Origin of the sequence: Pseudomonas syringae pv. cilantro, from assembly GCF_001293775.1 — a bacterium.
GTDB lineage: Bacteria > Pseudomonadota > Gammaproteobacteria > Pseudomonadales > Pseudomonadaceae > Aquipseudomonas > Aquipseudomonas syringae_P.
The window spans coordinates 656,312-682,228 of sequence record NZ_LGLN01000033.1 but is presented as its reverse complement, the minus strand read 5'-3'; the positions used below and the strand labels follow the sequence as shown (position 1 = coordinate 682,228).

The following is a 25,917-nucleotide window of genomic DNA, read 5'->3' as shown; positions in this document are numbered from 1 at the left end:
AACACGCCATCGTCTTCTGGATCGAAGGATCGACACCCATGCGCAATAACCAGCCCGTCACTCAACGTGAGCGGACATTTCCTGCCGAACAACGACTGATTTCCACCACTGATACACGGGGCACGATCACTTACTGTAACGATGCCTTCGTCGACATCAGCGGTTACAGCGAAGTCGAGTTGCTCGGTGCCGCGCACAACACCGTCCGCCACCCGGATGTCCCGCCTGCCGTTTTCGAACACATGTGGACTACGCTCAAGACCGGCCAGCCGTGGATGGGCATTGTCAAGAACCGTTGCAAGAATGGTGACCACTATTGGGTCAACGCCTATGTGACGCCGGTGCTGGAAAACCGCAACGTCGTCGGTTTCGAGTCAGTGCGAATCAAACCGACCGCCGAACAGATTCGCCGCGCCGAAGCGCTGTATAAACGCCTTAATCAGGGCAAAAGCGCGGTGCCGGGTCGTGACCAGTGGCTACCAGTATTGCAGGACTGGCTGCCGTTCATTCTGGTCAGCCAGTTGAGTTTTCTGATAGGTGTGTGGCTGAACTCACAGTGGGGCTTCGCACTTGCCGCCGTATTGTCAGTGCCGCTCGGCCTGCTCGGCCTGTCGTGGCAACAGCGCGGCACCAAACGCTTGCTGCGTCTGGCGGAACAGACCACCTCCGACCCGCTGATTGCCCAGATGTACACCGACAGCCGCGGCCCGCAGGCACGTCTGGAGATGTCGATTCTCAGCCAGGAAGCGCGCATGAAGACCTGCCTGACGCGCTTGCAGGACACCGCCGAGCATCTGAACCATCAGGCCCGCCAGTCCAACTCGCTGGCCAGGGACAGCTCGACCGGGCTGGAACGTCAGCGAGTGGAGACCGAGCAGGTCGCTGCAGCCATCAACCAGATGGCCGCCACTACCCAGGAAGTGGCCAGCCACGTGAATCGCGCTGCTGACGCCACTCAGCAGGCCAATGAGCTGACCCGTCGCGGCCGCGATATTGCGGGCGAAACCCGCGAAGCCATTCAACGCCTCTCCACGTCGGTGGGCGAAACCGGCCTGACCGTGACGCGACTGGCCAAGGACAGCGACGAAATCGGCGGCGTAGTCGATGTGATCAAAGGCATCGCTGACCAGACCAACCTGCTGGCCCTCAACGCCGCCATCGAAGCGGCACGCGCGGGTGAGATGGGCCGTGGCTTTGCGGTCGTGGCCGATGAAGTACGCCAACTGGCGAAGCGCACCGCCGAGTCCACCGGGCAGATTCACGGCCTGATCGCCAAATTGCAGCAGACCGCAACCGACGCCGTGCAGACCATGGACGCCGGACGTCGTCAGGCCGAAGAAGGCGTGGCCCGGGTACTGGAAGCGGATCAGGCACTGGTCGGCATTAGCGAAGCAGTGGCCAACATCACCGACATGACAACCCAGATCGCCACGGCCACCGAAGAACAAAGCTCTGTGGCCGAGGAGATCAACCGCAACATTTCCACCATCGCCGAACTGGCTGACAAGACCGCCGACGAAGCCCGGCGCTCGGCAGTATTGAGCGGGGAACTGACGAATACTGCCAACTCGCAATACTCACTGGTCGAGCGTTTTAATCGCTGAAAATTAAAGTATTGCACAGGGCCCCGGCCAACTCAGGTTGCTCGGGGCTTTTTATTGCGCCGCTTATCACGCCTTACAACTTTCAAGGTATTAGCCGAGCAAGACGTAGGATCATTCCGTAATATTAACAACAGTAGCAAAACTTGCCTGCCGGTTATTGACACTCGGCAGGCACTCCTATTAGTTGAAATTCAGGCGGCATGCGGTAGTTATTTATTACCACGGATGGCTATTGCTTACTTCCCAAATCAAAACCCTGGATTTCGCCATGTGGCGTTTGACTAGAAAATTGGAGATACGTATGAATATCCTTTCTAACCCATCACTGGAGGCACCTTCAGTTCCCGTAGCGGAAAGCGATGGCCTCATCAAAGTCTGTGATCTTGAATCAGGCATCTGGGTCCATTTCACCGCGCGTGGTCTGATCAAAGAAAAAGACAGCTTCGAGCTTATGGTCAATGGCGTCGGCACTGGGCCTGTTCAGACTATTTCTGATCCTGACGCACCTGAAGAGGTGCTGTTCGTGATGAGTCTTCAACCTGAACACTTCGCTAAAGATGGCAATTACGCGATTGGTTACCAGTGGCTGACGTTTCCAGGTGGCATTCGAACAAACTCAGCGACCACTAATATTCGAATCGACCGCACCGCCCCCGGCAGGCCGCTGCTCGCCCCCATCCTCTTCCATCAGATCAACTTCGGCGAAACCCTGACAGGCATCATCCCCGGCTATGCCGACATGCAGCCCGGAGACCGCATCCAGACCTTCTGCAACGACCGGGAAGGCCCTGCCCACATGGTCACCGCCGAGAATCTGACAGATCGTCCAGTACAGATCCTTTTCGACAAAACGTTCCTGCTTGACCTGGACAGCGATAGCGTGACCGTCCGTTACCAGGTCACTGACCGTGCCGGTAATCGCTCGATCATGGCCCGCCCGGTGACCTTGTCGATGCAGAGTTAACGCCTGAAAGTACACGATTGCTCCAAAGGTTGAAGGTTTCGTACGCCGACACGTGCGAGACCTTAATGATAAACTTGAGTGAATAGTCCTACACTTGAGTGGGACCTTTCACAAAACGGCTTATTTTTTAAAATGCAGGAGTAGCCTGTAGTACATATCCTACAGATATCATCCATTAAAAAATTCCCGAAACAGCTCTTGAAATAATTTTGACCCCCTGTTTACAGCACTTTCAGCACCATCAAGCATTAATTTAGTCTTAACTTGAAACCAAATGTGACGGAAAAACCTGTGCAAACCTTGCACTACCATCGCACATTTCCACGACTTGACCTGAACACTAATGTGCCTTGTAATGTTTCTGGCGCCGACAGAAGACGGCCCGACGAAAAACAAATCACTTAATGTAAATAAATGAGTTAACGATGGAAAAAAATTATTCCAAGGATGTAGTTGCACGCACCTCCGAAAAGAGCAAACCCACAGAGTCAGACGCTGTGCGAGAAGCCCCCATGCAAGAGAGCACCTATCGAAAAATGACTTCCCTACATATTCCATCGGATATTTCAGACACCTTGAAGCCGCCCCTGTTGCCCGACAACGACGGGAATACAATCAGTTACGAAGACGCGCACCTGGGCGTGGTCGTGCACATTCCCGGCTCGATCAAGATGTGCTGCGGAGATGAAATCCGCTTTTACTGGGGGAAAAACCTGTCGACGACAACGCTTTTCCATCGAGTGGGCGAAGACAGCATCATCCGTGTGCTGTGCATTTCCTACGACCTGGTCTCCTACATTCTGTATGGTCAGGTAGACGTCTACTACGAGCTCTATCGCGATCAGCGACTGATCGGCACATCACCTGTGTTGAAGGTTAATATCGAACACGCGATGCCCGCCAATTCCAAGGCGCGCCAACGTCAACGCTTTATCGATAACGGGCTTGCCGACAAATAGCCGAAAGCCCCCGGTGATCGCTCACCGGGGGCCTTTGTTACGCAGGTGTCGGCGTGTCTGGATCAGAACTCCAGGCGCAGCCCGACATTGGCACCCCACGGTTGCTCGATGTGCTTGCCCTTCATGTAGTCGAAGTCGGCGTGCACCTGCAAACGCTCCGTCAGGGAAACCGACACCCCGGCACCCAGTTCGGCACGCGAGCCGAACAGGCTGTTATCGAACGTCACGTCATTGGCCTTCACTTCATTACGACGTGAAAACTCCTGAGCAACAGCGCCCCGAACGTAAGGGCGCAACATCCCGCCGTCCTTGAGCGAGACCGTTCGCCCCAGCGACGTGCCGACTTTACCCAGCACCGACTGAGTACGATCGTTCTTCGCTTTCATACCGTTATCCAGGCGTAGCTCCTGGCCCTGAACCACCACAGTGGACAGTTGGGCAAACGGCTCAAGAAAGTAGTCATCCGCCAGCTCGATATGGCGACCGACCTCCAGCCAGCCACCGACACCCGTGTTGCTGTAGTCACCCTTGGCCTTGCTCGCATCGCTCATGGCAACGTCTGCCTTGTTGCGAAAACGGTTGAGCTTGAGCACGCCGTCCACGTAGTAACCATCGTCAGATAGCCAGGTGCCGTAAGCGCCCGCATAGTAGCTGTCGACTTTCCCTGTCGTGCCACGGCTCAAGTCCAGAGCGGACGTGCTGTAACCCCCCAACACACCGACCAGCAATTGTCCGTTGCTGACCTCAATCGGCGCATCGGCGCCCAGCGACAGACCACTTTGCTTCTGTCGATAGTCGACGCCGTCACTGGTCGTCGCATTGAGCCGGTTGCCATAGGCGCGCATCCAGCCACCCGCCCTGCCACTGGCACGAACCTCGCCCATGCGTGAGCGCAGGGTTGACAGCTCGCTCATCCAGATCGCCGGTGCCGCGCTGTACAGCGCCAGAGCGCTCTGGGTCGAAGGGCTTATGACCTTGTCTCTACCCACGATGAACCAGTCATTGCCCTGCTGTTCCAGCAGATACGAATAGGCCCCCAGATCAACACGCCCGCCCAAAAGGCTGAACCGCGCATCGCCACCCTCGGTATGCACCACCTTAAGCGGCGCCATATCGGCCGCCACCACCTCTGCGCCGGTGTTGCGTACCCGCAACCCGAACTCGCCACTGGCCTGACCGTTGACGTCGATGAGGTCGCCCACACCATTGCTCAGATCAACCCGCATGCCGAACGTGCCGGTTCCGGACAACGCGTTCAACGACAGCGTGTGAAACCCCTGCCCGCCAAACCCGACACTGCCACCTTGCATGGCGAGCGACTTGACAGCGTTGTCACCCTGCATCTGCCACTGGCCGCCGGATGTGATGGCCAACGAGTTACCGTTGACAATGTCGCCGGTCAGCTGCGCGCCGTTTTGCAGGGTGACGTTCAAAGTGCTGGTGTCATCAGCCACCAGGTTGCCGATGAGGGTGCTGTTGTCGACCTCAAAGTCTGTCTGCATTTCACCTGTGGTTTCAAGGAGATTGCCGTTGCCAGAGACCAACGAAGATCCGTTGATTATTTTGATATCAGTACCGAACTCTTCGGTTTTTACTAAAATGGCCGGCCCCTGCAACCCTACAAGCGTTGATCCGTCTATCACCACCCTATTTGAAAACTTAATATCATCCGGAAGACGATAAGTGTTGTCGATTAGATACAGACCTCGGTAAACACCTTCCAATCTACTCCCAGCACTTACATAAAGTGCTCCACCTGACACCCGGACTCCTTCACCGTGGGTCCCTGCAGCACTTCCAAAGAGGGTGGTCCCTCTCACATAAAGCTCACTCAAAGGGCCAACTAGACCGCCAGCCCCCTGCCCTGACACGATACTGTCTTGAAGCTCGACGGACGCGCCATACAGGGAAGCAGGCGTAATTATTAGCGACGAAACAACCCCCTCATCTGCAAGATTGTCAATTCTGCTGTTTTTTACATAGGCACGACCACTTAAAACATTTAGCCCTTCACGTACAGTAGAATCGTCAATTCTGGCAGTGGCGAGCGCTGAATGGACTCTTACCTTGTCGACGATTGCCCCTGCCGAAAGCTGAAGAAGCCCTCGATCATTGACCAAATAATCTTCAGGCTCATAGGTGCCATCTATATATAATATTTCGTCTTCGACAACTGCACGCTCATCGCTTGCTTCGTACAGATTTGCAGGTGTAGGGGCAGGCGTCATCAGCTGTGCCTGAACCCACTCCGCTCGACCCGCGCTGCTTAAACCAACCACAAAAGTTAAACCGCTTAAAATCACTCGATTACTTTTAGCACCATATCGCCTCACAACTTTCTCCCGCCGCATAGCATCACCCAATTAAAAGAGCCCCCATACTTTCAAAATTATTCTGACAATAATAACGCCAACGCCTTTTTGAAAAGGAAGGAAAATCTCAAAATCTAGTAGGAAAAATACTACAACCTTCAAAGAAATCCTACAGAAGCTAAAAATGCTGACCGTTACAACTTTCAGACATATCTCGGGAGAAAAAAAAGCCGTGAAAGCAGCAAACTCACCCTTGACAGGAGCTTGAAAAAACGATTACTTGAAATACAGCTAGACAAAAACCTACCTAACTCATCTAGCTATTAAATGCGAAATACATCGCAAGCGAATTAAACTTCCATTTATTTGGGAGCCTGTAGAAATTCGCGCCTATAAAAAAGGAATGATAAATGAACGCAACAAAAAAACATTCATCCAAGCACAACTATCGTGTAATTCATGGAGTTTCTCCCGACCTGCCATTACCTGTTGTTGGAGCGGCCTTCCATGATGAGGACAACGAAGGTTTGCTCCCCCTGACGGCACTGACGCAACCGGTTATTGTGGAACTTAAGGTTTGGAGCGAGGCTGTAGAAGACGATACCTATCAACTCTACTGGAATAACAAACTGGTAGGTGATGCTAAAACCATTCTCGATACCGATCAGCCGGGTGACCCTCTTTTTCTGATAATTCCCCCAGCGCTTCTTGTTGAGGGCGTACACAGCCTGGCGTACCTGGCGATCAACCACGAAAATGGCGCTGGTAACTATTCATTTTCTATCCGCGTCGAGGTGGACCTGACGCCGCCTGGCAGACCTCAACTTGGCCCTATCAAATTTCCACCCGAGGTAGAGGGCGGACTGACCTCGGACGAACTGACACTGTTGGGCGATGAGCTGAGCGTTGAAATCGGCGGCTACACCGGCATGGCCAAACACGACGTAATCCGCACGTACTGGGGTAATACTGAGGGTCCTGGCGCCGTGGTAACGACCGACGACATGGGGTTTAACCGTGTCATCATTACCTATTCAAGAGCATTTCTGGAGAGCCTTGGTAAATTCAACGGAGCGGTCAGTTATGACATCATTGACCGCGCTGGCAATCAATCAGACCGCTCTCTAGGCATGTTTTTGACCCTGCTGCTTGAAAGCCTGCCGAATGACTACCCTGCCCCTGTGGTCAACCCCGCACTGGGCAACCTGATTGATTACACCGAAGCTAAAGCCGGTGTGGAAGTCGGTATACCTCTCTATCCGGATGCGGCACCTCTGGACTTGATCACTTTGCACTGGGGCAATGAAAACTCTGCGGCATTTCCGCTGCCGGAAGGTAGCGAAGCGGCAGAAATCGTCCTTTCAATTCTTGTACCTTACGAAGCAATCGCAACAATGCCGCAGGGTGCTGTTCAGGTGACTTACAGTGTATATCGAGCAGGCGAGCAAGTAGGGTCCTCATTGGCTAGAGCGGTGGAAGTGAACGTCACTTTGCCCGTTCCGGAAGTGATCGAAGCGCCGATCATTCAAGGCACAAGTCTGACCAGCCCCAACATCGAAGACAACTTCATCGATGAAGACGATTACGAGCTCAATGGCCGCGCCATTGTTGCCTGGAAAAAAGGTTTCGAGATCAGCGACGGCCTGGCGCTTTCTTGGGGACAAGAAAACTTTTCTCAGTGGTATCAGATAAAAGCGAGCGATGTTGTGGATCAGCGTGATCTGGTCATTGCCATTCCCAATTCAATTTTGAAAGCGCAAGGTACTGGAGCACAAATACCTGTACGTTTTGCAGTCACGCGCTTTGGAAATCCCAATGCGTCCAGCTCTGAAAGCCAATATGTAGTTGTACGTTCCAAAGATGAAACACCGGGTGGTGTGGAAGGTTTGCAAGGGCCCTCGTTCAACACCACCGGACAAGGTGTTGTCGGGCCGATTGAAAACCCTGATGGGGCTGACGTTTTTGTAGCCCCTTATTTGAATATCCAGAAAGATCAGCTCGTGCAGTTCACCTTTACGGCATTCGACGACAACAACATGCCAATTGAAGAAGCCAGCTTTCAGGACGCGCGCGAACTGGACAGTCCTGATGTTATTAATGGCTATACATTCAAGGTACCCGCACAAAACCTGAAGCGTATATGCAAAGGCTATGGCGAGGCATCTTTTAAAGTCATCCCCGGTAGCGACAGCAATCAAAGCCCAGCCACCTCACGTATAACGCGCGTCAGAATCAATATGAGCTGGCCTCAAACGGGCTGTGCCTGGATCGCTTAATCACACAAAAAAACCTTAACAACGTCATCACGGAAGCATGATGACGTTGTCATCCACTGAAGGAAACTATTTATGATGAATACATCAGAAAACACCCCGATCTCGCCTCGCGAAAAAGAGGACAGCTTGATCGCACCCAATGTCGCGATCAGCGTAAATGACGATGGACTATTGCCTGTCAGTGCGTTAAGTGCGCCAATTGAAGTGTCGTTTCCGGCTTGGCCAAACGTAATGGAAGGTATCAGCTACCAACTTCTTTGGGACGACAATCTTATCGGAGATGCGAAGCTGATTGAAAAGGGAACACTGCCAGGCACAGTCCTGACTGCCTACATTCCGATCGACGCGCTGACCGAAGGTAAACACAGGCTTGCGTATCGGCTGAAAACGCTAGAAAACGGAACAACAAATGACTCTCGGTTTTCTTACGTAATTGTCGACCAAACCCCCCCCGGCAATCCTCTGATAGGCCCTATCATCTTTCCAAAACAAATCCAGAACGGCCTCACCTCCGAAGAACTCGACAGTCTGGGCAACGTCCTCTCCGGCACCATCGCCAGCTATAACGGCATGGAGGAAGGCGACGTCATCCGCACTTACTGGAATAACATCCCAGGCCCGACGGCGGTGGTGAGCAAGGACGATATGGGGCTGAAACGGACGATGGTCGATTTTGCCAGACCGTTTCTCGAACGGATTGGCGACATTGAGGCACCGGTCCATTACACGGTCACGGATCTTGCGGGAAATCTTTCCATGGAATCCGAGCCGTTGAGTGTGCAGCTTCAGCTCGCGACCATCACTCCCCTCCCCACTCCATCCATAAAAGAAGCCACAGGCGATACCCTTGACCCTGGCAACGCCTCTTCCGGTGCCACAGTGGTCATCGACGCGGCCGCCAACCTCAAGGCCGGTGATCAGGTCATCGTGCAGTGGCAGGGCCCGAAGGGCAGCGATACCAAGGAGAGGACGCTGACCGGCGCTGACGCCGGCAAAGCGCTGGAGGTGTTGTTTGCCGCGGTGCTGGTATCAGCCAACGCCGGGCAGACGGTTTCGGTGTCTTACGTCGTCAATCGTACCAGCGGCCTGGTGCAAGTATCCGATACGCTGGCCCTGCAAGTTCTTGACGGGCTGACCGAGTTGCCTGCGCCGCGCATGGACAGTGTCGGTGCAGACGGCGTGGTCACGCCTTCGCTGATTCCAGCCAGCGGCGCAACGGTGCGGGTCAGTTATCCGGGCATGGGCGCGCAGGACAGTGTGGTGGTCAGTTGGCGCGGTGCGTCCAGTCAGGACACGGCGGCGCAAATTGCGACGGGCAGCGAGTTGCAGTTCAACCTGCCCAAAGCGCTGATCAGTGCCACTGCGGGTGGCTCAGCCACAGTGACCTACGCCGTTACCCGCGCAGGGGCGCCCAAGGTATCGGCGCCTTTGAAATTGAACGTCAGCCAGGAATTGCTGTTCGACACCTCGCCTGTCGAGCTGGCGGGCAAGGTTTACCTGCTGGTGAGTTACCCGGATCTGTTGCCACAATTTCCGGCCAACACCACCGTCCAGCGCCAGGCCAGCGGCGGGAAGGCGCCCTACACTTATAAGTCAGCCAATACGTTGGTGGCGCAAGTGGATAACAAGGGGCTCGTGTCTGTTCGAGGCAAAGGTGCAACGACTATCACAGTGACCGATGCCCTGGGTGCCAGCAAAAGCTATCCGGTCAGCGTAACCGGCGTCATCCATTGCCTTGGTGTGGGCAGCGGCAGCTACAGTCAGATCGCCAAGAATGCGAGTAACAACGGTGCGAGGATTCCATCGATTCATGAGCTCGTGGAGATTTACTCTGCCTACGGCAATCGCTGGCCGATGGGCAATGGTAATTACTGGTCGTCCACCGTCTCGAGCGCCGGGATCGGGGGATGGAACTGGTACTACGTGAAGAACATGGTCAGCGGCGGAAACTTCAAATTGAAGAGCCACAATGGCGCGCTTGGCGTCGGTGTCAAATAAACGATTGCTGAAACTCTGGTGATCATCAGGCAGGGCGTTATCCGCAAGGACAACGCCCTGCTTTTTATTATTGATAGGCCGTCAAACGGCCAAAACCGCCTCCCGCCACCGCTCTAGGGTCTGTTCCCGTTTCATCGCGGCCGCGTCGGAGTCTGTTTTGCCGCGAGGCAAGGCAGGAGACACGANACGAAGTCTGGTTGTTCCAAATGAGTGTCGAGTAACGCAGCTCGCGATGAAACGGGAACAGACCCTGGCGTAGAGAACAACGTCGGAACTCAAGCGCGCAGGAACCGGGCAATCTCCCGCGCGGATTCAGCCAGGCACTGATCATGACTGACGCCGGCGATTTTCAGCGGCTTCAAATCATGATTGGCAGTCGGCAACCAGTGCACGCGGATCGCGTCCGACAGCACGTAGCCCTCGACGGATTCCCGGTCGCCCAACGCATCGCGCTCGCCCTGCACGATAAGCGTCGGCGTTTCGAGCGCTGCCAGGTGCGCGACACGTGGCTTGTCCGGCTTACCCACGGCGTAGAACGGGTAGCCCAGGCAAACCAGCGCAGCGACCTGCAACTCATCGGCAATCAGACTGGCCATGCGCCCACCCATCGATTTGCCGCCGATCGCCAGCCGTCCCGTCATCGAACTTCGCACGCTTGCATACACCTCGCGCCAGCCGTCGAGCAACTGCGTTTGCGGGTTGGGCGGACGCTTGCTGCCACCCTGACGTCGTTGGGCCATGTAGGGAAACTCGAAGCGCAGGACGCTGACGCCGTGTGTCGCGAGGTGCGCTGCCATGTCATTCATGAAAGCACTGTCCATCGGCGCGCCCGCCCCGTGCGCCAGGACCAAGGTCAGCGATTCCATCGCATCGACCGGCTGCCCCGCTGTCCATAGCCAGCCGCGCTCGCGAACCTGCTGTGACCATTGATCGCTGCTGGCGGGCGGTAAATCTTTGCTCATACGTGTCTCATCCAGAGGAGTCTGTCAGTAGCCCGTCACTATAAACCAAACCGCGAACAGCTCCGTGAGGCTGCAAACGGTGGTGAAAGCGTATTTCGCAGCCTGCCACGGGAGTGCGGATTCCAGTCTGGGCAGCTGATGGCTACGACTTCCCAGACCCCGCTTTCAAAGTTAAGCTTGTCGCGCACGGTCTGCTGCAAACACCCGGCGTCTGAACACTCAGGCGTCCGGTCCTGCCCCTGCCCTTTCGGTCTGCCGTTGGGCGATCGCCGAGCCTGCATCGCCCGCATCCGAATACGTCTCTGGTCACCCTCTGAATTGTGGAAGTCTGCAATGAGCACAGCAATCACTCCGACTGCCTATAACTACAAAGTGGTGCGCCAGTTCGCCATCATGGCGGTAGTGTGGGGCGTGATCGGCATGGGGCTGGGCGTTTTCATCGCGTCGCAACTGGTCTGGCCGGGGCTGAATCTGGAGCTGGAGTGGACCACCTTCGGACGCCTGCGCCCGCTGCACACCAACCTGGTGATCTTTGCCTTCGGTGGTTGCGCGCTGTTCGCCACCTCGTATTACGTGGTGCAACGCACTTGTCAGACACGCCTGATTTCCGACGCTCTGGCAGCTTTCACCTTCTGGGGCTGGCAGGCCGTGATCATCGGTGCAATCGTCAGCCTGCCCATGGGGTACACCACCACCAAGGAATATGCCGAGCTCGAATGGCCCATCGCAATCCTGCTGGCCATCGTCTGGGCGGCCTACGCCGCGGTGTTCTTCGGCACTATCGTCATCCGCAAGACCCGGCACATTTATGTCGCCAACTGGTTCTATGGCGCGTTCATTGTCGTGACCGGTATGCTGCACATCGTCAACCACATCTCGTTGCCGGTCAGCCTGTTCAAATCCTATTCGGCCTACGCCGGGGCGACCGACGCCATGATCCAGTGGTGGTACGGGCACAATGCGGTGGGTTTTTTCCTGACCACCGGCTTTCTCGGGATGATGTATTACTTCGTGCCCAAGCAGGCCGAGCGGCCGGTCTATTCCTATCGCCTGTCCATCGTGCATTTCTGGGCGTTGATCACCCTGTACATCTGGGCCGGCCCGCACCACTTGCACTACACCGCACTGCCGGACTGGGCGCAGTCGCTGGGCATGGTGATGTCGATCATCCTGCTGGTGCCCAGTTGGGGCGGCATGATCAACGGCATGATGACCCTGTCGGGCGCCTGGCATAAGTTGCGGACCGATTCGATTCTGCGTTTTCTGGTGGTGTCGCTGGCCTTCTATGGCATGTCGACGTTCGAAGGCCCGATGATGGCGATCAAGACCGTCAACTCGCTGTCGCACTACACCGACTGGACCATCGGCCACGTACACGCCGGGGCCTTGGGCTGGGTGGCAATGATCACCATCGGTTCGCTGTATCACATGATCCCGAAACTTTACGCTCGCCCGCACATGCACAGCGTCGGCCTGATCAACGCACACTTCTGGCTGGCGACCATCGGCACCGTGTTGTACATCTCGTCGATGTGGGTCAACGGCATCACCCAGGGCCTGATGTGGCGTGCAGTCAGTGAGGACGGCACGCTGACTTACTCTTTCGTCGAAGCCATGCAGGCCAGCCATATGGGCTACGTCGTGCGCGCAGTCGGCGGCGCCATTTTCACCAGCGGGATGCTGTTGATGGCCTACAACGTGCTGCGTACCGTGCGCGCAGCCGACCCGCAGGCTTCGCAAGCTGCCGCGCGGATCACGGTGTCGGGAGCGCATTCATGAAGCATGATGCGCTCGAAAAAAATGTCGGGCTGCTGGCGTTCTTCATGGTCATCGCCGTCAGCATCGGTGGCCTGACCCAGATCGTTCCGCTGTTCTTTCAGGACGTGACCAATCAGCCGATTGAAGGCATGAAGCCACGCACTGCGCTGGAAGTGGAAGGCCGCGACGTGTTCATTGCCAACGGCTGCGTGGGTTGCCACTCGCAGATGATTCGTCCGTTCCGCGCCGAAACCGAGCGCTACGGGCACTATTCGGTGGCGGGCGAAAGCGCCTGGGATCACCCATTCCTGTGGGGTTCGAAACGCACCGGGCCAGACCTCGCAAGAATCGGCGGGCGCTACTCGGATGAGTGGCATCGGGCGCATTTGTACAACCCGCGTGACCTCGTGCCCACCTCGATCATGCCGGCCTATCCGTTCCTGGCCGTCAACAAAATCGACAGCACGCAGACCGCGAAGAAGCTGCAGGTGTTGCGCACCCTCGGCACGCCGTACACCGACGCCGACATCGCCGGGGCCGCGGCCGCGGTGCAGGGCAAGACTGAAATGGACGCGCTGGTGGCCTATCTGCAAGGCCTCGGCACTCTCATAAAGAGCAAGCGGTGATCATGATGGACATCGGAATGATTCGAGGCCTCGGCACGCTGTTGGTGATGCTGGCGTTCATCGGTCTGACGCTGTGGGTATTCAGCCCGGCGCGCAAAGCACAGTTCGACGATGCGACCCTGCTGCCTTTCGCCGACGATCCTGAAGCAACCAGCAACGTCGAGCCTGCCAGTGCCGAACGGGAAGACAGGCCATGAGCACGTTCTGGAGCCTGTATGTCACGGTACTGACGCTGGGTACGCTGATCGCCATGCTCTGGCTGCTGCTGAGCACACGCAAAGGCCAGCGCAAGGAATCGACCGAAGAAAAGGTCGGCCATTCGTTCGACGGCATCGAGGAGTACGACAACCCGCTGCCCGGCTGGTGGTTCAAGCTGTTCATTGCCACCCTCGTTTTTGCGTTGGGCTACTTGCTGCTGTACCCGGGGCTCGGCAACTGGCGAGGCCTGCTGCCCGGTTATGAGTACCGGGACAAGGACAGCAAAATTTCATTCTCCGACGGTCAGCAAGGCTGGACCAGTGTCCATGAATGGGAAAGAGAGGTCGCGACTGCCGAAGCACGTTATGGTCCGCTGTTCGCCAAGTACGCGGCGATGCCCGTCGAGGAAGTCGCCAAAGACCCGCAGGCGCTGAAAATCGGCGCGCGCCTGTTCGCCTCCAACTGCTCGGTCTGCCACGGCTCCGACGCCAAAGGTGCCTATGGCTTCCCGAACCTGACCGATGCGGACTGGCGCTGGGGCGGCGACGCTCAGGCGATCAAGACGTCGATCATGGCTGGGCGCATGGGCGTGATGCCCGCGCTGGGTGGCGCGCTGGGCGAACAAGGCGTGCGTGATGTGTCGGCTTACGTGCTGACCCGACTGGACGCGAGGCCGCTTCCGGAAGGCACCGATGCCGACCCGGTTGCCGGTCAGAAGACCTTCACCACCCTGTGCGCCGCCTGCCACGGGCCAGAGGGCAAAGGCATGCCGTTGCTGGGTGCACCTGATCTGACGCATCCGCGCGCCTTTATTTACGGATCGAGTTATGCGCAATTGCAACAAACCATCCGTGACGGTCGCCAGGGCCAGATGCCGGCGCAACAGGCACTGCTCGGCAACGACCGGGTCCATATTCTGGCAGCGTATGTCTACAGTTTGTCCCGACAGGACAAGCCGGCCGAGCCCCGGTAAGCCCGCAGGCAAAGCCGAGCGACGCTTCGCGTGTTCGCGCTCTGCCGGCAACCCACAGACTGATGCAAGCGCTGTTGCAATTTGAAAGACTGTGTATATTGTAGTTACATCTCTACAAGTCTAGACTCGCTCATTGCCACGCCAATTTCTCTATCCGCTCAGGAGGTCGCTTGCATGACGACTACCCTTTCCAGCCGTGAATTCAACCAGGACACCAGCGGGGCCAAGAAGGCCGCGAATGAAGGCCCGGTGTTCATCACCGACAGAGGCCGGCCCGCGCATGTGCTGCTGTCGATCGAGGATTACCTGAAGCTGACCGGTGGCGCCGTCAGTATCGCCGACCTGCTGATCATGCCGACTGACGTCGATATCGAGTTCGAGACGCAACGGGCGGTTATCACCCCCCGGCCTGTGGATCTGTCCTGATGTTTCTGCTCGACACCAACGTGGTCTCCGAACTGCGCAAGCGCAACGCCGACACCAACGTGGTCCGCTGGTCGAGGGACCACATGGCGTCCAGCCTGTTCATTTCAGCAATTACGGTGCTGGAACTCGAAACAGGCGTTCTGCGCATCGAGCGCCGCGACCCGACCCAAGGTGCGGCGTTGCGCCTGTGGCTGGAGCATAATGTGTTGAAAGCGTTCGCCGGGCGCATACTGGCAGTCGACACTCATGTAGCCAGGCGCTGCGCTCAGCTGCACGTGTCCGACCCACGCAGCGAATGCGACGCACTGATCGCGGCCACCGCACTGGTGCACGGCATGACCGTGGTGACGCGTAACACCGGAGATTTTCAATCGTGCGGGGTCGCTTTGCTCAATCCATGGGTCAGTCAGCTCAACGAAGACTCCGCCCGCTATTCGATCAACGCACGTTGAGCCCTCGCCGCAGGATGCCTCAGTGAGCAATCAGATTCCGCTCCACGACATCACCCCGCTTCCCGGTGGAGGCAGCGAAACAGTGGAGCTTTACGCGGCGCGGGAAAAGATTCACACCCGCGCGTTCAAAGGCCTGTTTCGTAATTTGCGCATGGCAGGCGGTGCGCTGCTGTTGCTGATCTTTTTCGGCACGGTCTGGCTGAATCGAAACGGGCATCAGGCGGTATGGTGGAATCTGCCGGAGCGCAAGTTCTACATCTTCGGTGCGACCTTCTGGCCGCAGGATTTTATCCTGCTGTCCGGGATTCTCATCGTTGCGGCCTTCGGGCTGTTTTTCATCACGGTTTACGCCGGACGTGTCTGGTGCGGTTACACCTGCCCGCAGAGCGTCTGGACCTGGATGTTCATGTGGTGCGAGAAGGTTACCGAAGGCGACCGCAACCAGCGCATCAGGCTCGACCATGCTCCGATGAGCGCCGGCAAACTGCTGCGCAAGTTCGCCAAACACAGCCTGTGGCTGCTGATCGGCTTTGCCACGGGCATGACTTTCGTGGGTTATTTCTCGCCGATCCGCGACTTGTGTATAAGCCTGTTCACCGGCGAGGCGGATGGCTGGGCGTATTTCTGGGTCGGTTTTTTCACCTTGGCCACTTACCTCAATGCAGGCTGGCTGCGCGAGCAGGTGTGCATCTACATGTGCCCCTATGCGCGCTTCCAGAGTGTGATGTTCGACAAGGACACACTGATCATCTCTTACGACCCGGATCGCGGCGAACCGCGTGGGCCGCGCAAAAAAGAAGCCGACCATCAGGCAGCCGGGCTCGGAGACTGTATCGACTGTACGATGTGCGTGCAGGTCTGCCCGACCGGCATCGACATTCGCGACGGTCTGCAAGTGGAGTGCATCAGTTGCGCAGCATGTGTCGACGCCTGCAACACGGTCATGGACAAAATGGATTACCCGCGCGGGCTGATTCGCTATACCACCGAACACAATCTGTCCGGGGAACACACCCACACACTGCGCCCGCGCCTGATCGGTTACGCGCTGGCCCTGCTGTTGATGATCGGGCTGCTTGCCAGCGCTTTTTATCTGCGCCCTCTTGCGGGGCTGGACATCAGCCGGGACCGCATGCTGTTCCGGGAAAATGCCGAAGGCCGTATCGAAAACGTCTACAGCCTGAAAGTGATCAACAAGGATCAGGTCGATCACAGCTACCTGCTCAATGCCAGCGGCCTGCCTGATCTGCAACTGCAAGGCCCGCGTGAGATCAGGGTGTCGGCAGGCCAGATTTTCAGCCTGCCGGTAGGGTTGTCCAGCGCGCAGGAGAAACTGCCATCCAGCAGAAACAAAGTGACGTTCACCCTCCAGGACATCGATAACGGCGACACGCTTATTGAAACCAAAAGCAGCTTCCTCGGCCCACCGACTATTCGTTAAGAGTGCCCTCATGCCCGCTGCAGCCCTTTCAAGCCCCTGGTACAAGCATCTCTGGCCGTGGGTCATCATCGCGATCCTGACCTGCTCGGTAACCCTGAGCCTGACGATGGTGGCCATTGCCGTGAACAATCCGGACAATCTGGTCAGCGACAACTATTACGAAGCCGGTAAAGGCATCAATCGCTCACTCAACCGCGAAGTGCTGGCCCAGACACTCAAGCTGCGTGCCCGTGTTCATCTGGACGAGCTTACCGGCGAAGCAGAGGTGCGCCTGAGCGGCAACAGCGGCCCGGAACGTCTTGAGCTGAACCTTGTTTCCCCGACCCAGCCCGCCAGGGACCGTCGGGTGTTCCTGACTCGCAGCGCGTCCGAACCTGGCCGTTATGTCGGTCAGTTGCAGGACAAGGTCGAGGGCCGCCGTTTTGTCGAACTGCTGGGGATCGAAGGTGGCCAGACCTGGCGCCTGTTCGAGGAAGAACAGGTCGGGCGCGAAGACCTGATCCTCGGCGATGAACCGCTACAGGCCGCACAAGGCCGGAAAAACTGACCGTGCCCGCCCTGTCCAGCCCCACGCCTTGTTACCATTGCGCCCTGCCCGTCCCGCCCGGCAAGGGTTTTACCACGCGGGTGCTGGGCGAAACCCGCGAACTGTGCTGCCCCGGCTGTCAGGCGGTAGTCGAAGCCATCGTCGCTGGCGGGCTGGAAAGCTATTACCGCCATCGCAGCCAGACATCCGCCAACCCGGAACGTCTGCCCGCCCAATTGCTGGACGAACTGAAACTCTATGACCGCCCCGACGTGCAGGCACCCTTCGTGCACCACGAGGGCGCTGTTTCGGAAACCACGCTGCTGGTCGAAGGCATCAGTTGTGCTGCCTGTGGCTGGCTGATCGAACAGCGGCTGGGCAGATTGTCCGGCGTCGCCGAGGCGCGCCTGAACCTGTCCAGCCATCGCCTTCAGGTGCGCTGGCACGCTGAACAACTGCGATTCAGCCAATTGCTCAACGAGCTGCGCACCATCGGTTATGTGGCTCACCCCTGGCAGGCCGACCGCGCGGCCGAACGCCTGGCCCATGACAACCGGCTGGCGCTGCGGCAACTGGGGGTGGCGGGACTGCTGTGGTTTCAGGCCATGATGGCCACCATGGCGACCTGGCCGGAATTCAACATTGATCTCAGCCCGCAACTGCACACCATCCTGCGCTGGGTGGCGCTGTTTCTGACCACGCCCATCGTGTTTTACAGCTGCGCGCCGTTCTTTCGCGGCGCGCTACGTGACCTGCGTAGCCATCAGTTGACGATGGATGTCTCGGTGTCGCTGGCAATCGGCGCAGCTTATGTCGCAGGCATCTGGACCACCATTACCGGCACCGGCGAGCTGTATTTCGACGCGGTCGGCATGTTCGCCCTGTTTCTGCTCACGGGACGTTATCTGGAACGTCGCGCCCACGAGCGCACGGCTGCGGCCACCGCGCAACTGGTCAGCCTGCTGCCGGCCTCGTGCCTGCGACTGGATGAAGCAGGTCAGACCGAGCGCGTCATGCTCAGCGAACTGCGTCTGGCTGATCGGGTGCTGGTGCAACCCGGTGCGGTGGTTCCGGCAGACGGAATTATCCTTGCAGGCCAGTCCAGTGTGGATGAGTCGCTGCTGACCGGCGAATACCTGCCGCAAGCGCGTGGCAAGCATGATGCCGTCACCGCCGGGACACTCAACGTCGAAAGCCCGTTGACCGTCGAGGTGTCGGCGCTGGGTGACGCCACCCGATTGTCAGCGATTGTAAGACTGCTGGAGCGGGCGCAGACCGAAAAGCCCAGACTGGCGCAGATCGCCGACCGCGCCGCGCAGGCTTTCCTGCTGTTTTCACTGGTAGCGGCGGCTGTGATCGGAGTCGTCTGGTGGCAGATCGACGCTGCGCGTGCGTTCTGGGTTGTACTGGCGATGCTGGTCGCAACCTGCCCGTGCGCACTGTCGCTGGCGACACCGACCGCCCTGACCGCAGCAACCGGCACGCTGCACCGGCTCGGGCTGTTATTGACCCGAGGCCATGTGCTGGAGGGCCTGAACCGGATCGACACGGTTATCTTCGACAAGACCGGCACACTGACCGAAGGACGTCTGGTACTGCGCAGCATTCTGCCACTGAGGGAGCTGAGTGCCGATGAGTGCCTGGGATTGGCGGCCGCGCTGGAGAACCGCTCAGAACACCCCATTGCCCGCGCTTTCGGGCCGGCGCCGCAGCCTGCCGAAGAGGTCCACAATCTGCCGGGGCTGGGGCTTGAAGGGCATGTCGGAGGACGCCATTTGCGCATCGGCGAACCGACGTTCGTTTGCGCCCTGAGCCATACCGGCGCGCCAGCCACGCCCGCTGAAGCCGGTCAGTGGCTGTTGTTGGGCGATGCGCAAGGGCCACTGGCATGGCTGGTACTCGATGACGCTCTGCGCGCCGACGCAGGTTTGCTGGTCCAGGCGTGCAAGGCACGCGGCTGGAGAACGCTGATGCTGTCCGGTGACAGTTCGCCGATGGTCGCCAGCGTTGCCGACGCGCTGGGCATCGACGACGCGCGTGGAAGCATGCGCCCGGACGACAAGCTGGCCGTGCTGCATCAACTGCAGGCGCAAGGCCGCAGGGTGCTGATGATCGGCGATGGCGTCAACGATGTGCCGGTCATGGCGGCCGCCGATATCAGCGTGGCGATGGGCTCGGCCACCGACCTTGCCAAAACCAGCGCCGACGCGGTGCTGCTGTGCAATCGGTTGCCGGTGCTGATCGACGCGCTGAACCTCGCGCGCCGCACCCGGCGGATCATTATCGAAAACCTCGTGTGGGCCGCTCTGTACAATGGGCTGATGCTGCCGTTTGCCGCGCTGGGCTGGGTGACGCCCATCTGGGCAGCCATCGGCATGTCGGTCAGCTCGTTGATCGTGGTGCTCAATGCCCTGCGCCTGACACGTCTGCCGCAATCAGCCCAATCGGCTTCGGAGGTTTCATGCCCGCGCTCTACATCATGATTCCTGCTGCCCTGCTGCTGGTGGGCATCGCGATTTACGTGTTCTTCTGGGCGGTCGACAGCGGCCAGTACGACGACATGGAAGGTCCGGCACACAGTGTGTTGTTCGATGATCCGCCAGCAATCGATCAGGTCGAAGCGCAACGGCCCCGAACCGGACCCGACGAGAAGCCCGATGCTTGAGCTCGCGCCACTGCTGCTCTCGGCGCTGATTCTTGGCCTGCTGGGCGGCGGCCATTGTCTGGGCATGTGTGGTGGCCTGATGGGCGCACTGACCCTTGCCATCCCGCAGGAGCAGCGCAGCCGTCGGTTTCGCCTGCTGCTGGCCTATAACCTGGGGCGGATTTGCAGCTACACGCTGGCGGGTGCGCTGTCCGGACTGGCAGGCTGGGCGGTTGCACAAAGCCCGCTGGCAACCGGCCTGCGCGTCGCCGCCGCGCTACTGCTCATCGTCATGGGCCTGTATCTGGCGGGCTGGTGGAGCGGTCTGACACACATCGAACGTCTGGGCCGTGGGCTGTGGCGATACCTGCAACCGCTGGCCCGCCGCCTGCTGCCAGTATCCAGCCTGCCCCGCGCCTTGCTGTTGGGCGCGTTATGGGGCTGGCTGCCCTGCGGGCTGGTTTACAGCGCGCTGCTCTGGGCTGCCAGTCAGGCCAATCCTGTGCACAGCGCGTTGCTGATGCTGGCGTTCGGGCTGGGCACCTGGCCTGTCTTGCTGGCCACGGGCCTTGCAGCCGAACGCACCACCGCGCTGCTGCGCAGGCGCGGCATTCGCATGGCCGGAGGCCTGCTAGTCATTGTGTTCGGCCTGTGGACCCTGCCGGGCCCGCATCAACACTGGCTGATGGGCCACTGAGCCGCGCCCCCCTATCAAGATTCTTCCTGCATTGAGCGCACCCTCTAACTCTTGGCCGGGTCGCCGCTTTACATCTTGGCCAGAACCAGCATACCTGCGGAGGTCTTGTCGCTATTGCTGGAACCCAGGCTGTTCATCAGCGACGACAGATCAGCGGTGGAACTGCTCATCAGCGCCTGTAACGTACCCAGCACGGTTTGCAGCGCCCCGGCTTTGGTCTGGCGCTCTTCAGGGGTCAGGCTTCTGTCGGCCAGGACTTTCTGAATCTGATCGGTGGTTTCCTCCATCTTGCGCTGCAATTCGCGGATCGACTTGAGGATTTTCTGCACCGACGAAGGAAGACCGCTCTGTTCGATATCCGAGTCTCTCGACCCTGACGACGCCGCAGCCTTGCCCTCGGCTGAAAGATTGACCTCTATGCCCTTCGCTTTACCAGCAGACGCCTCGGCAACGTTATTGGGGTTCTGGTCGCCGGCCTGACTGTAGGTGATCGTCGCGGTTGCGGGACGTATCGTAACGCTGTTGATCAACGGAACGGTCGTTGACATGGCAAGGCATCCTGAGTCGGCTGGAGAGATACAGGTACATCGGCACCACACCCGGAAACTTGATGAAACAGTTAACCCTCGAAGCTGGCCGCATCTGGCAAGGGTGAGTTACCCTTACGACCTATGTGTGATTTCCCACAAGGAATTAAGTGATGTCCGAGCCAGTAAAACGCGCTCAACCCCAGGCTCATTGCAAGGATTGCAGTCTCGCTCCGCTCTGCTTGCCCCTCTCGTTGAATATGGACGACATGGACTCGCTTGACCAGATCGTCAAACGCGGCCGCCCTCTGAAGAAAGGCGAGTTTCTGTTTCGTCAGGGCGATACCTTCGAATCGGTGTACGCGGTGCGCTCCGGCGCCCTGAAAACCTTCAACATCAGCGATTCGGGTGATGAACAGCTCACTGGCTTCCACCTGCCCAGCGAACTGCTGGGCATGTCGGGCATGGACGCCGAGGCCTACCCGGTTTCGGCGCAGGCGCTGGAAACCACGTCAGTCTGCGAGATTCCGTTCGAGCGCCTGGACGAACTTTCGGCTCAGTTGCCGCAATTGCGTCGGCAACTGATGCGGGTCATGAGCCGCGAGATCCGTGACGACCAGCAAATGATGCTGTTGTTGTCGAAAAAGACCGCCGACGAGCGTATTGCCACCTTTCTGGTCAATTTGTCGGCGCGCTTCCGGGCGCGAGGCTTTTCGGCCAATCAGTTCAGGCTGAGCATGTCGCGCAACGAGATCGGCAATCACCTGGGGCTGGCGGTCGAAACCGTGTCACGGGTGTTCACCCGCTTCCAGCAAAACGAGCTGGTCCGTGCAGACGGCAAAGAGATCCACATCCTCGCGCCCGTCGAGTTGTGCGCACTGGCTGGCGGTGCAATGCACACCTGAGGCGTGCGATCTGTGGCAGGTGGGCTTAAACTGTCGGCCAAAACTGCCATGGATCACCCAGATGACCTTCGATCAATCGACTTTCAAAGCCCTGATACGCCCGGTCGTAGACTTCCCCAAGCCGGGTGTCGTGTTTCGCGACATCACTCCGCTGTTCCAGTCGCCCAAGGCCACGCGTCAGGTGATCGACGCCTTCGTGCAGCGCTATATCGAAGCTGACTTCAGCCACATTGGCGTCATGGACGCACGTGGTTTTCTGATTGGTTCAGTGGTCGCTTACCAGTTGAACAAGCCGCTGGTGCTGTTCCGCAAACAGGGCAAACTGCCGGCGGACGTGCTGTCCGAGGGTTATCAGACCGAATACGGTGAAGCCTATCTGGAGGTTCATGCAGACAGCCTGTGCGACGGCGATTCGGTGGTGATGTTCGATGATCTGATTGCCACGGGTGGCACGTTGATTGCGGCTGCCAACCTGATCCGCCGCATGGGTGCCAGGGTTCACGAGGCTGCTGCGATCATCGACCTGCCGGAACTGGGCGGCTCGAAACGCCTGCACGACCTGCAGATCCCGACGTTCTGCCTGACGGAATTTGCGCTGGACGAGCAGTAAGACGGCACGCTGACTTTGCACGGCGGTTCTGCGATTTCAGTGATATCTATTTTCGACTCAAGGCACCTTTTCACCCCTCGGCGANCACTGATCCGGGGGTCGCCGGATCAGCGCCAGGACTCAGCCGTCACTTACGTCGCACTCTGCGTCGTCAGTGCCATCGCGGTAGAAAAGCGCTTATTTATGAGCAAGGCATGACAAGGTGCTGCAGCACAGAGGTGACGCAGAGCGTCACGAGACGGCATGACGACGCGGCGCGTCGCACGATAGTTGAACAATGGAGACGGAGCGTCCAGAACGGCGAACCGACGCAGAACGCCGGCACGATGGTCACTGGCTGGCTGTGCAGGACGACGAACTAGCTCGGCGTGTTGCCGTGCAATTTGGTCATCAGTTGCGCTTCAGCCTGGGTCAGGCCACAGGATTGGGTCAGTTCGTCGATGCTGGCGCCCATACCGACGAGGCGCGCGGCCTGGGCAAAGGACAGCGTGGAGGGATCGCGCTGTTCCAGTGCCGTCAGTTTGTCAGGCAGCGGCGCAACCGTGGCACGCAGTTCGTGCAACGCCTCGCCCATGCGGACCGTGCCGTTCTGGTAGTTGTCCAGACGCCTGGCCAACTCCTTGATCCGTTGATCACGCAAGGCAGCCGCCTCGTCACGCGCTGCGTCGAGCTTGCGCTGACGCTTCGTATGGGCCAGGAACAAAAACAGGGTGACGACCCAGAGAATGCCCAGGAAGACGACAGCTACCTCAACGATCAATCAGATGCTCTCCAGCTCGGACCACTCTTCTTCAGACATCATTTTGTCCAGCTCGACCAGAATCAACAGTTCGCCGTTCTTGTTGCAGACGCCCTGAATGAACTTGGCCGATTCGTCGTTACCCACGTTCGGTGCGGTTTCGACTTCGGACTGACGCAAGTAAACCACTTCCGCCACGCTGTCGACCAGAATACCGACCACTTGTTTGTCGGCTTCAATAATCACGATACGCGTGTTATCACTGACTTCAACCGGATCCAGACCGAAACGCTGACGGGTGTCGATCACGGTCACGACGTTACCGCGCAGGTTGATGATCCCGAGTACATAGCTTGGCGCACCCGGCACCGGGGCAATTTCGGTGTAGCGCAGCACTTCCTGCACCTGCATTACATTGATGCCATAGGACTCGTTGTCCAGACGGAATGTAACCCATTGCAGGATCGGATCTTCGGAACCTTGCGCAGACGACTTATTCATAACCCCAACCCCTCACGTGTGTTCTCTGCAGGTAGCGCCTCTGGCGCAGACCCATGATTATTTCGACTTGTTCAACTGCTTGACCGCGCCACTGGCTATCAGCTCGGCCAACTCTGCAACGTCCAGCAACGCACACATGTGTTCGATCACCGTGCCCGCCAACCATGGGCGCTGGCCGCGCTGCGTGCGCCATTTGATCTCGTTCGGATCAAGACGCAACGAGCGACTCACCTGATGCACCGCCAGCCCCCACTCGTATCCCTGCACCGAGATCACATACTGCAATCCCTGGCGAAAATCATCGCGATAGCGATCCGGCATGATCCAGCGCGCGGTATCCAGTACTTTCAGGTTGCCTGCCTGGCTGGGCAGAATCCCGAGAAACCAGTCCGGCTGGCCGAACAGCGGCGTCAGCTCCTGCCCCGCCAGCGGGTAAATCGAGCCCAGGCACACCAGCGGCACGGCCAGCGTCAGGCCAGCCACATCGAACAACAGGCATTCGAACGGCTCTGCAGCCCACGCCGGACGACCATCGCTGGTCGGCGGTGGCGTGGGAGTCCGCTGAGTCACCCGTGTGCTCAACTCCGCGACAGGCTCGACCAGACCCACAGTCGGTTCCGCCGTTTCAACTTCTAATGCCTCGACCGGCGCCGCTTCGGCAATGATCACCGGAGCGACTTCAACCACGGGCGCTGGCACTGCAACAGGTGTCGCTGCCTTGACGGCAACCGCCACCGGTTTGAGCTGCGCCTGCATCCGCGCGTCGAACGCCTGCTCTTCGAGCACGGCGGCCTGAAATTCATCGATGCTGGCGGAGGGCTCTTCGAGCTCTTCCGTAGCGTCGTACAGCAATGCATCCAGATAAGACTGCAAAGCCAGCTTGGGTCGTGTTGCAACTTCTACAGGGCGGTTCATACCGGGACCCAACAAAAAATGAAGCATGTGCAGCCTGATAGAGTTATCGGCCGCATTGAGGGATCACTTGAGCGAACTGTGCAGAAAGAGTGGGCGTTCACGTCAGGCCACCTGAGCATTGAGCTGCTCGGCGAGCATATGCTTGAGCAACGCCCGGTAAGCGATCACGCCACGGCTCTTGCTGTCATTCTGCGACGGGGTCAGCCCCAGTCGGCTGGCGTCACGCAAGCGCGTGTCGACCGGCACGTAAGCCTGCCAGACATGCTCGGGAAAACTGTCACGCAAAAGCTTCAAGGTGCCCATCGACGCTTGAGTACGACGGTCGAACAGGGTCGGCACGATGGTGTAAGGCAACGGCACCTTGCGCGAGCGGTTGATCATGGCCAAGGTATTGACCATGCGCTCCAGGCCTTTTACTGCGAGAAACTCGGTCTGCACCGGAATCGCCAGTTGCTGGCTTGCCGCCAGCGCATTGACCATCAGCACGCCCAGCAACGGCGGGCTGTCGATCAAGGCATAGTCAAAATCCTGCCATAACTGGGCAAGACTCTTGGCGATTACCAGCCCCAGCCCGCTCTGGCCAGGCGATTGACGCTCAAGCGTGGCCAGCGCGGTGCTCGACGGGATCAGTGAGATGCGCTGGTCACTGGTCGGCAGCAGTAACTGACCGGGCAAACCTTCAGGCACCGCGCCCTTGTGCAGAAACAGATCAAAGGCACTGTGTTCCAGTTCGTCGGGGTTATGCCCGAAATAGCTGGTCATGGAGCCGTGAGGGTCGAGATCGACAACGACCACGCGCTTGCCCGCATCGGCCAGCAAACCGGCCAGAGCAATGGTCGTGGTGGTCTTTCCGACTCCACCTTTCTGGTTGGCTACTGCCCAGACTCTCATTGAATGTTTTCCT

Annotated in this window: 24 protein-coding genes and 1 pseudogene; 18 read left to right on the top strand and 7 right to left on the bottom strand. The window is 58.4% G+C overall.

All coding sequences use genetic code 11. The features are described 5' to 3' along the window. Positions 1 to 38 precede the first annotated feature (38 nt). The 3 genes from ABJ99_RS10105 (at position 39) to ABJ99_RS10095 (ending at position 3,527) form a co-directional block, all read left to right on the top strand. Entirely contained in the window at positions 39 to 1,604 is a 1,566-nt protein-coding gene (locus tag ABJ99_RS10105; protein ID WP_054085688.1) for a methyl-accepting chemotaxis protein, read from the top strand. Between the two features lie 301 nt (positions 1,605 to 1,905). Next, positions 1,906 to 2,568, top strand: coding sequence for a hypothetical protein (locus tag ABJ99_RS10100; protein WP_054085687.1), 663 nt, complete (start codon positions 1,906 to 1,908; stop codon positions 2,566 to 2,568). 425 nt (positions 2,569 to 2,993) lie between these two features. Then, complete coding sequence (locus tag ABJ99_RS10095) at positions 2,994 to 3,527, top strand: hypothetical protein (protein ID WP_054085686.1); 534 nt, start codon at positions 2,994 to 2,996, stop codon at positions 3,525 to 3,527. Between the two features lie 62 nt (positions 3,528 to 3,589). Here ABJ99_RS10095 and ABJ99_RS10090 read toward each other — a convergent pair. Then, a pseudogene (locus ABJ99_RS10090) lies at positions 3,590 to 5,173 on the bottom strand (autotransporter outer membrane beta-barrel domain-containing protein); the annotation flags it as partial. A gap of 1,076 nt (positions 5,174 to 6,249) precedes the next feature. Between ABJ99_RS10090 and ABJ99_RS10080 the strand changes: the two are divergent. Beyond that, positions 6,250 to 8,115 (top strand): hypothetical protein, encoded by a 1,866-nt coding sequence (locus ABJ99_RS10080; protein WP_217997721.1) that lies wholly within the window; start codon positions 6,250 to 6,252, stop codon positions 8,113 to 8,115. A gap of 72 nt (positions 8,116 to 8,187) precedes the next feature. Next, positions 8,188 to 10,113 carry an Ig-like domain-containing protein gene (locus tag ABJ99_RS10075; protein ID WP_054085684.1) on the top strand — a complete coding sequence of 642 codons (1,926 nt, stop codon included), beginning with the start codon at positions 8,188 to 8,190 and terminating at the stop codon, positions 10,111 to 10,113. A 275-nt stretch (positions 10,114 to 10,388) separates the two neighbouring features. Here ABJ99_RS10075 and ABJ99_RS10070 read toward each other — a convergent pair whose 3' ends face one another. Beyond that, positions 10,389 to 11,075, bottom strand: coding sequence for an alpha/beta family hydrolase (locus tag ABJ99_RS10070; RefSeq protein WP_054085683.1), 687 nt, complete (start codon positions 11,073 to 11,075; stop codon positions 10,389 to 10,391). A gap of 333 nt (positions 11,076 to 11,408) precedes the next feature. Between ABJ99_RS10070 and ccoN the strand changes: the two genes are divergently transcribed. From ccoN to ABJ99_RS10015, 11 genes are all read left to right on the top strand, one after another. Next, on the top strand, positions 11,409 to 12,854 hold the full coding sequence (gene ccoN, locus ABJ99_RS10065; protein WP_054085682.1) for a cytochrome-c oxidase, cbb3-type subunit I: 1,446 nt from the start codon (positions 11,409 to 11,411) through the stop codon (positions 12,852 to 12,854). Further along, on the top strand, positions 12,851 to 13,459 hold the full coding sequence (gene ccoO / locus ABJ99_RS10060; RefSeq protein ID WP_054085681.1) for a cytochrome-c oxidase, cbb3-type subunit II: 609 nt from the start codon (positions 12,851 to 12,853) through the stop codon (positions 13,457 to 13,459). The genes ccoN and ccoO overlap by 4 nt, the downstream gene beginning before the upstream one ends. 5 nt (positions 13,460 to 13,464) lie before the next feature. Beyond that, positions 13,465 to 13,656, top strand: coding sequence for a CcoQ/FixQ family Cbb3-type cytochrome c oxidase assembly chaperone (locus ABJ99_RS10055; RefSeq protein WP_054085795.1), 192 nt, complete (start codon positions 13,465 to 13,467; stop codon positions 13,654 to 13,656). Beyond that, complete coding sequence (gene ccoP, locus ABJ99_RS10050) at positions 13,653 to 14,630, top strand: cytochrome-c oxidase, cbb3-type subunit III (protein ID WP_054085680.1); 978 nt, start codon at positions 13,653 to 13,655, stop codon at positions 14,628 to 14,630. The genes ABJ99_RS10055 and ccoP overlap by 4 nt, the downstream gene beginning before the upstream one ends. 174 nt (positions 14,631 to 14,804) lie before the next feature. Beyond that, the gene (locus ABJ99_RS10045) at positions 14,805 to 15,056 is read left to right on the top strand and encodes a type II toxin-antitoxin system Phd/YefM family antitoxin (protein WP_054085679.1); all 252 of its coding nucleotides are present in this window, start codon (positions 14,805 to 14,807) and stop codon (positions 15,054 to 15,056) included. Further along, the gene (locus tag ABJ99_RS10040; RefSeq protein ID WP_054085678.1) at positions 15,056 to 15,508 is read left to right on the top strand and encodes a type II toxin-antitoxin system VapC family toxin; all 453 of its coding nucleotides are present in this window, start codon (positions 15,056 to 15,058) and stop codon (positions 15,506 to 15,508) included. The genes ABJ99_RS10045 and ABJ99_RS10040 overlap by 1 nt, the downstream gene beginning before the upstream one ends. A gap of 22 nt (positions 15,509 to 15,530) precedes the next feature. Beyond that, positions 15,531 to 16,949 (top strand): cytochrome c oxidase accessory protein CcoG, encoded by a 1,419-nt coding sequence (gene ccoG / locus ABJ99_RS10035; RefSeq protein ID WP_054085677.1) that lies wholly within the window; start codon positions 15,531 to 15,533, stop codon positions 16,947 to 16,949. A 10-nt stretch (positions 16,950 to 16,959) separates the two neighbouring features. Beyond that, on the top strand, positions 16,960 to 17,496 hold the full coding sequence (locus ABJ99_RS10030) for a FixH family protein (RefSeq protein ID WP_054085676.1): 537 nt from the start codon (positions 16,960 to 16,962) through the stop codon (positions 17,494 to 17,496). Positions 17,497 to 17,507: 11 nt separating this feature from the next. Next, positions 17,508 to 19,958, top strand: coding sequence for a heavy metal translocating P-type ATPase (locus ABJ99_RS10025; RefSeq protein WP_375232674.1), 2,451 nt, complete (start codon positions 17,508 to 17,510; stop codon positions 19,956 to 19,958). Beyond that, complete coding sequence (gene ccoS, locus ABJ99_RS10020; RefSeq protein WP_054085674.1) at positions 19,937 to 20,140, top strand: cbb3-type cytochrome oxidase assembly protein CcoS; 204 nt, start codon at positions 19,937 to 19,939, stop codon at positions 20,138 to 20,140. The genes ABJ99_RS10025 and ccoS overlap by 22 nt, the downstream gene beginning before the upstream one ends. Next, complete coding sequence (locus ABJ99_RS10015) at positions 20,133 to 20,816, top strand: sulfite exporter TauE/SafE family protein (RefSeq protein WP_054085673.1); 684 nt, start codon at positions 20,133 to 20,135, stop codon at positions 20,814 to 20,816. The genes ccoS and ABJ99_RS10015 overlap by 8 nt, the downstream gene beginning before the upstream one ends. A 68-nt stretch (positions 20,817 to 20,884) precedes the next feature. Here ABJ99_RS10015 and ABJ99_RS10010 read toward each other — a convergent pair whose 3' ends face one another. Beyond that, on the bottom strand, positions 20,885 to 21,364 hold the full coding sequence (locus ABJ99_RS10010) for a hypothetical protein (RefSeq protein WP_054085672.1): 480 nt from the start codon (positions 21,362 to 21,364) through the stop codon (positions 20,885 to 20,887). A 152-nt stretch (positions 21,365 to 21,516) separates the two neighbouring features. Between ABJ99_RS10010 and fnr the strand changes: the two genes are divergently transcribed. Further along, on the top strand, positions 21,517 to 22,248 hold the full coding sequence (gene fnr, locus ABJ99_RS10005; RefSeq protein ID WP_054085671.1) for a fumarate/nitrate reduction transcriptional regulator Fnr: 732 nt from the start codon (positions 21,517 to 21,519) through the stop codon (positions 22,246 to 22,248). Between the two features lie 61 nt (positions 22,249 to 22,309). Next, entirely contained in the window at positions 22,310 to 22,858 is a 549-nt protein-coding gene (locus ABJ99_RS10000) for an adenine phosphoribosyltransferase (RefSeq protein ID WP_054085670.1), read from the top strand. Between the two features lie 358 nt (positions 22,859 to 23,216). On the opposite strand, the gene ABJ99_RS09995 is transcribed toward ABJ99_RS10000, so the two are convergent. The 4 genes from ABJ99_RS09995 to ABJ99_RS09980 form a co-directional block, all read right to left on the bottom strand. Next, complete coding sequence (locus tag ABJ99_RS09995) at positions 23,217 to 23,618, bottom strand: DUF2802 domain-containing protein (protein ID WP_007252117.1); 402 nt, start codon at positions 23,616 to 23,618, stop codon at positions 23,217 to 23,219. Then, on the bottom strand, positions 23,619 to 24,098 hold the full coding sequence (locus ABJ99_RS09990) for a chemotaxis protein CheW (protein WP_007252116.1): 480 nt from the start codon (positions 24,096 to 24,098) through the stop codon (positions 23,619 to 23,621). A 57-nt stretch (positions 24,099 to 24,155) separates the two neighbouring features. Next, the gene (locus ABJ99_RS09985) at positions 24,156 to 25,040 is read right to left on the bottom strand and encodes a CheW domain-containing protein (protein ID WP_054085669.1); all 885 of its coding nucleotides are present in this window, start codon (positions 25,038 to 25,040) and stop codon (positions 24,156 to 24,158) included. 75 nt (positions 25,041 to 25,115) lie between these two features. Beyond that, on the bottom strand, positions 25,116 to 25,904 hold the full coding sequence (locus tag ABJ99_RS09980) for a ParA family protein (protein WP_054080216.1): 789 nt from the start codon (positions 25,902 to 25,904) through the stop codon (positions 25,116 to 25,118). Positions 25,905 to 25,917: the final 13 nt, after the last annotated feature.